We start from the raw sequence: 6,694 nt of genomic DNA on the forward strand, positions 1-6,694 counted from the left end.
ATGTTTACAATGGTACAAAAACTTTGGCTTACAGTAGTATGTGCAGTATGTGTAACAGTGTCCTTTCTTTATTTCGTATCTTTATACTCGTATGAAAAACTATACGTTGATAATTTAAAAGGCTCATTAGTAATGGAAGGAAAAAATCTTGCTGCCCAATATGATAAGCACGAAGGAATATCAACTTTTGAAGAGAAAGTAAGATCGTTTGATCAAATATCTAGTTCAGACGTTATTTTCGTGTCTAATCCGCGTGATTTAAGTGCATGTTTGCCTTTTGATGTGCATCATCATTCCCTTATAAGTGAAGGAGATAGGCAAACGCTATTAGATGGGAAAACTGTGACAAAAATAGGATATGAAGAACATTTTGACCGTAATATTATGGGGGTTGTCATCCCTGTATTGGAAAATAAAAAATTAGTCGGAATTGTCTATTCGTATATTCCTTTAAAAAGTATAAAAGATTTAATCTATGATATGGGTCTTATTTTAGCACCGTTAGCAATTGCTATGATTTTAATTACTATATGGGTTGGAAGAAAAATTATAATTGCAATTACGAAGCCACTTTCGCAAATGGAACGGGTTGCAAATCATTTGGCTACGGGAGATTTCTCGGAGCGGATTACAGTTTCTTCAGAGGATGAAATTGGACGGTTAGGAAAAGCATTTAATAAAATGGCCAATTCATTAGAAACAGAAGATGTAAAGCGTAAGGAATTTTTAGCAAATGTTTCGCATGAACTTAGAACACCACTTAGTTATATAAAAGGGTATAGCGAGGCTATTTTAGATGGCGTTGCCAAGGGACCGCAGCAGGAAAAAGTAACGCAGCTAATTCATAAAGAAGCAGGTCGTATGCAGCGTCTCGTTCATGACTTGTTAGACTTAGCACAATTAGAAGGTGAGCACTTTCCGTTAAAGAAGCAACCTATCGTTTTTTCACAGCTGATTGAAGACGTATTAGATACGTATGAGATTAAGTTTATAGAAAAGGAACTTCATATTTCAACCAATTTAAATCCAGAGATCATTGTCATGATTGATGAGGATCGTATGCAACAAGTGCTTCATAATGTGTTAGATAATGCGATACGGTATACAAATCAAAACGGAAATATCGTTATAACTTTAGAGCAAATCGATGATTACTGTGAATTGAAAATAAAAGATACAGGAATTGGCATTGATATAGAGCATTTGGAGAATCTTGGGGAACGCTTTTACCGAGTTGATAAAGCGAGAAGTCGTCAACACGGTGGAACAGGTTTAGGCCTTGCTATTGTGAAACAAATTGTTCATATACATGGTGGACATTGGAAAATTGAAAGTGAAAAAGATAAGGGAACAACAGTTATTATTAAACTGAATGTACAGGATGAGGGGGGCATGTTCTAATTTTTAGGACATGTTCTTTATATTGAAGAAAATATTTATCCCGCTATTTGCCGGACAGTAAGACCCTCACCTCAAAATTCAACGGAAGCAAAGAAGTTAGGTGGAGGCCCTGCTGTCCGTAAAAGCCCGATTGGTGAGGGCTAATAATCAGTGGGGGATGAACAAAACCCCTACTGATTAAAGTTTCACTTTATACGTAAAAATATAAATTAATATGTAATAAATATCGAAAATTTGACTATTTTATGAACAAAACATTTGTACTTCTTATCAATTCGGTCTAAAATAGTTATGATGCAAAGTTCTTATAAATCGTTTCAATTGTTGTTTGGAAGATACTGAGGTGATTTAACTGGAGTACAAATCTATTAAACCGAAAAAAATTTACGAAGAAGTATCTGAAGCTATTTTAACAATGATTAAAAATGGTACGTTAAAACCTGGTGACAAACTACTCCCTGTGCATCAATTAGCTGAGCAGTTTCAAGTTGGTAGATCTGCTGTTCGTGAAGCGCTAAGTGCGCTAAGAGCGATGGGCTTAATTGAGATGAAACAAGGAGAAGGTACATATGTGAAGAACTTCGATTCTTCTTCATTAACGAAATCATTAAACAATAGATTATTAATGAAGAAAGAAGATATTTTGAATTTATTAGAAGTACGAAAGGTGCTTGAAGTGGGGGCAGTTCGAGTAGCGGCGGCAAAACGTACGGAAGATAATTTACAAAATATGAAACATTGGTTAGATGAAATGGCAAAGAGCATTGGAGATGAAAAGGCTGGCGAAAAAGCCGATTTTCAATTCCATATGGGAATTGCAGAGTCTTCGCATAATAACATTTTGCTTGAACTCATGAATCATGTTTCAGAGATGATTGCTGAAACGATTGGTGAATCAAGACGCATTATTTTATATGGTGAACAAACGACATCAGAACGACTTATAGAAGAGCATCAAGTTATATATGATGCGGTGTTAAAACAAGATGTAGAATTAGCGCAGCAAGCAATGCTAGATCATTTAACAAATGTAGAACATATTGTCACAGGTAAAAACGATATAAATTCGTAATTTAATCTTTTAAAAATTTAATTTTCTGATAAAATAGAGAAAGATTAAGTAAGCGTTTTCTTTAGAAGAGGGAGAGGATAGGCTATGGTTGAGCCTATTTCTTCTCTACTCATTCATCTGATGACCATATGTTTGTTGGCGGAGTTGTAAAAAGGGGGAGTAATAGTTATGAAAGTTACTTTATTTGTTACTTGTTTAGTCGATATGTTCGAAACAAATGTCGGCAAAGCAACAGTTGAAGTGTTGGAGCGTTTAGGTTGTGAAATTGAATTTCCAGAAGCACAAGTTTGTTGTGGCCAGCCTGCTTATAATAGTGGCCATGTAGAAGCAGCAAAAGAAGCGATGAAACATATGATTGAAACTTTCGAAGATGCAGAATATATCGTTACGCCATCTGGTTCGTGTGCGACAATGTTTCATGAGTATCCGCATGTTTTCAAAGATGATCCAAAGTGGGCTAAACGTGCACAAAAAGTTGCTGATAAAACCTATGAATTTACACAGTTTATTGTAGATGTTTTAAAAGTTACAGATGTTGGTGCAAGTTTACCAGGGATAGCTACTATTCATAAATCATGTCATATGACACGTATGCTCGGAATAAAAGAAGCACCAGGAATTTTATTATCAAATGTAAAAGGATTAACTGTGAGAGATTTACCAAACGTGCAAAATTGTTGCGGGTTTGGGGGAACGTTTTCAGTTAAGATGACTCCAATTTCTGAGCAAATGGTAGACGAAAAAGTAGATAGTGTAATGGAAACAGGTGCAGATTATTTAATCGGTGCAGATTGTGGGTGTTTGTTAAACATTGGCGGACGTATTGAGCGTTTAGGAAAAGAAGTAAAAGTAATGCATATTGCTGAGGTACTGAATAGTCGCTCATGAAGGGGGAACATAAGCTATGTCTATGAAAATCAGTGAGAAAAAATTTAATGATCGCGTTGGTGATGGAATTCAAGATTCGTTTATGCGCGGAGCAGTTTCTTCTGCACAAACGCGTTTATATACGAATCGCTTAAAAGCCGCAGATGAATTAGGAAACTGGGAAGAGTGGCGAGAACTAGGTGAACAAATTCGTCAACATACGTTAGAAAATCTTGATTATTATTTAATGCAGTTAAGTGAAAATGTATCAAAAAGAGGCGGACACGTGTACTTTGCGAAGACGAAAGAGGAAGCAGCAAAGTATATTCAAGACGTTGCCAAAAAGAAACAAGCGAAAAAAGTAGTAAAATCAAAGTCGATGGTAACAGAAGAAATCAGTATGAATCATGCGCTTGAAGAGATTGGCTGTGAAGTGTTAGAGAGTGACTTAGGAGAGTATATCTTGCAAGTAGATAACGATCCACCTTCACATATTATTGCACCTGCACTTCATAAAAATAGAACGCAAATTCGCGATGTATTTAAAGAAAAGCTAGGCTATGAAAATTCTGATGACCCGTATGAAATGACAAAGTTTGTTCGTAAACAACTTCGTGAGAAATTTATGGATGCAGAAATTGGTGTAACTGGTTGTAATTTTGCTGTTGCAAATACTGGCTCTCTTTGTCTAGTAACGAATGAAGGTAATGCAGATCTTGTTATGTCAATTCCGAAAACACAAATTGCGGTAATGGGTATGGAACGTATGGTTCCGACAATGGAAGAATTAGATGTTTTAGTTGGTTTACTATGTCGTAGTGCAGTAGGTCAAAAATTAACAAGTTATGTAACGGTAGCAGGACCAATTCAAGAAGAGGAAGTTGATGGACCTGAAGAATTCCATTTAGTTGTTGTTGATAATGGTCGCTCTCAAATTCTGGGATCTGAATTCCGTTCAGTATTACAATGTATTCGTTGCGCTGCTTGTGTTAATGTATGTCCTGTATATCGTCACGTTGGTGGACATTCATATGGATCGATTTACTCAGGACCAATCGGTGCGGTATTAACACCGCTTCTAGGTGGATATGATGATTACAAAGAGCTTCCTTATGCATCTAGTTTATGCGGAGCATGTACAGAAGCTTGTCCAGTAAAAATTCCATTGCATGATTTATTATTAAAACATCGTCAAGTTATTGTTGAGCAAGAAGGTCGTGCACCACTTGCAGAAAAACTAGCGATGAAAATGTTTAGTATGGGTGCTTCTTCAGCTGCTTTATATAAAATGGGGTCAAAAATGGCACCAGCGGCAATGAGTCCATTTACATCTGGTAATCGTGTATCAAAAGGTGTTGGACCACTTAAAAACTGGACGGATATTCGGGAATTCCCAGCTCCAAGTAAAGAGCGATTCCGTGATTGGTATAAAGATCATAAGAAAGGCGGGGATAAATAATGACAGGATTAATTCAAAACCGTGATGCCTTTCTAGATAACATTGCAAAAGAACTTGGGCGCGCGCGTAAAACAGAAGATGTAGAGCGACCAGTATGGAAAAGTAATGTGAATATAGAAACGTTAAAAGATTGTTCACAAGAAGAATTACTAGAAGTGTTTAAAAAGCAATGTACAAACATTCATACAACTGTAGTAGAAACGACAAATGACCGATTAGGTGAAGACCTTCAAAAAGTAATCATGGAAAACGGCGGTGGACCTATTTTATTATCAGCAGATGATCGTTTTGATGCATATGGTTTAACATCTTTATTTAAAGAAGAACTTCCAAAGCGAGACGTTGAAGTAAACGTATGGGATCCAGAGAGAAAAGACGAAAATATGTGTTTAGCTGAAAAAGCGAATATTGGTATTGCATTTAGTGATTATACATTAGCTGAATCTGGTACAATTGTTGTACAAAGTCATAAAGGGCAAGGACGTTCTTTACACTTTTTACCGACTGTATATTTTGCTATTATTCCACGTGAAACACTTGTGCCTCGTATTACACAAGCAGTTCAGGATATGAACTTACGCGTAGAAAATGGGGAGACAGCGGCATCTTGTATTAACTTTATTACAGGGCCAAGTAACTCGGCTGACATTGAGATGAATCTTGTTGTCGGAGTACATGGACCATTAAAAGCAGTATATTTCATCGTATAAAAGAGGGGAAAGCAGGCCAGAAAATGGCCTGCTTTTTAGTAGAATAAAGGATAATATGAAGTAGAAGTTCTCTCCTTTTTTTGCTATGTTTTTTGGGAAAGGAGAGGAAGGGATGTTCACTTATTTATATGCACTGTTAGCAGGGATGGTGTTTGGTTCTTTTTTTATGCTAGTTGCGATGAGGGTTCCATTAGGTGCGTCTATTATTACCCCGCGTTCACATTGTTATTATTGCAAATATGTGCTAAGGCCAAAAGAACTAATCCCCATCATTTCATTTTATATACAAAGAGGCTGTTGTACGGAATTGTAAGAGGAAAATTCCAATTATGTATGTAGCATTTGAATGTATAACAGGAAGTATATTTCTTCTTACCGTGTATATGATTGGAATAGAACGAGAGCTTATTATCATTTTATCCCTTTTTTCGCTACTTCTTATTATTTCAGTTACAGATTACTTATATATGTTAATTCCTGATTGTATTTTAATTTCGTTTGCCGTTTTACTCATTCTTGAAAGTGTTTTTGTACAATTAGTTACTTGGACAGATAGTATAGTTGGTAGTGGTGTTATATTCATTTTGTTATATTGCATGCAAAAGATATATCCAGAAGGGCTTGGCGGAGGTGATATAAAACTACTTTCGTTACTTGGGTTTATAGTAGGAGTGAAAGGCGTTTTTATCATTTTATTTTTAGCATCTTGTTTCAGTCTTTGTTTCTTTGGGGTGGGTATCGTATTAAAATGTATAGAAGTACGAAAACCAATTCCATTTGGTCCTTTTATTAGTCTTGGGGCAATATGTTATGTATTGGCCGCATATTCAAATTAGAGAGGGAATAGAAAATGAACGTATATATGGATGATCGAAGAAGTTGCCCGTTCGGGTATGTGCCCGCAACTACAGTAGAATGTGCTTTGCAAATGGTTCGGGATTATGATGTGAATATTCTTTCCCTTGATTTTAATATGGGGTGGGGAGCAAAAAATGGACTGGATTTTGTAGAAGCTTTTTGTACAGAGGGGTTATATGTAAATGAAATTCACCTTCATACGAATGATGTCATCGGTATGCACAAGATGAAACAGAGAATGGATAAGGGAAAGGAAGAAGGAGAAATTAATCCTCACCTTGTTGTTAAATACGTGGGAAGCTAAAAACTCCAAAGTAAAACTTTGGA

Annotated in this window: 6 protein-coding genes and 1 pseudogene; all 7 read left to right on the plus strand. The window is 36.2% G+C overall.

Going from position 1 to position 6,694, the window contains the following annotated elements; all coding sequences use genetic code 11:
• The 7 genes and pseudogenes from OXT04_RS22990 to OXT04_RS23020 all read left to right on the plus strand — a co-directional run bounded on the left by OXT04_RS22990 (position 1) and on the right by OXT04_RS23020 (position 6,671).
• The gene (locus OXT04_RS22990; RefSeq protein WP_000494810.1) at positions 1-1,401 is read left to right on the plus strand and encodes a sensor histidine kinase; all 1,401 of its coding nucleotides are present in this window, start codon (positions 1-3) and stop codon (positions 1,399-1,401) included.
• A gap of 382 nt (positions 1,402-1,783) precedes the next feature.
• Positions 1,784-2,473, plus strand: coding sequence for a FadR/GntR family transcriptional regulator (locus tag OXT04_RS22995; RefSeq protein WP_254904515.1), 690 nt, complete (start codon positions 1,784-1,786; stop codon positions 2,471-2,473).
• 168 nt (positions 2,474-2,641) lie between these two features.
• Complete coding sequence (locus tag OXT04_RS23000) at positions 2,642-3,361, plus strand: (Fe-S)-binding protein (protein WP_000869147.1); 720 nt, start codon at positions 2,642-2,644, stop codon at positions 3,359-3,361.
• 16 nt (positions 3,362-3,377) lie between these two features.
• The gene (locus OXT04_RS23005; RefSeq protein WP_000061930.1) at positions 3,378-4,799 is read left to right on the plus strand and encodes a LutB/LldF family L-lactate oxidation iron-sulfur protein; all 1,422 of its coding nucleotides are present in this window, start codon (positions 3,378-3,380) and stop codon (positions 4,797-4,799) included.
• Positions 4,799-5,509: a LutC/YkgG family protein gene (locus OXT04_RS23010; RefSeq protein WP_000147180.1), complete on the plus strand. Its 711-nt coding sequence runs from the start codon at positions 4,799-4,801 to the stop codon at positions 5,507-5,509. Before OXT04_RS23005 ends, OXT04_RS23010 begins: the two co-directional genes overlap by 1 nt.
• A 112-nt stretch (positions 5,510-5,621) precedes the next feature.
• A pseudogene (locus OXT04_RS23015) lies at positions 5,622-6,345 on the plus strand (prepilin peptidase).
• 14 nt (positions 6,346-6,359) lie between these two features.
• Positions 6,360-6,671 (plus strand): cyclic-phosphate processing receiver domain-containing protein, encoded by a 312-nt coding sequence (locus OXT04_RS23020; protein ID WP_267417862.1) that lies wholly within the window; start codon positions 6,360-6,362, stop codon positions 6,669-6,671.
• Positions 6,672-6,694: the final 23 nt, after the last annotated feature.

It is taken from the genome of Bacillus sp. GC_Bacil_1 (genome assembly GCF_026540675.1).
Classification (GTDB): domain Bacteria; phylum Bacillota; class Bacilli; order Bacillales; family Bacillaceae_G; genus Bacillus_A; species Bacillus_A cereus.

Excerpts from the sequence above, each read along its gene's own strand:
- OXT04_RS22990 (WP_000494810.1), top strand. The coding sequence starts at position 1 with ATGTTTACAATGGTACAAAAACTTTGGCTTACAGTAGTATGTGCAGTA.
- OXT04_RS23005 (WP_000061930.1), top strand. The coding sequence starts at position 3,378 with ATGTCTATGAAAATCAGTGAGAAAAAATTTAATGATCGCGTTGGTGAT.
- OXT04_RS23020 (WP_267417862.1), top strand. The coding sequence starts at position 6,360 with ATGAACGTATATATGGATGATCGAAGAAGTTGCCCGTTCGGGTATGTG.
- OXT04_RS23010 (WP_000147180.1), top strand. The coding sequence starts at position 4,799 with ATGACAGGATTAATTCAAAACCGTGATGCCTTTCTAGATAACATTGCA.
- OXT04_RS23000 (WP_000869147.1), top strand. The coding sequence starts at position 2,642 with ATGAAAGTTACTTTATTTGTTACTTGTTTAGTCGATATGTTCGAAACA.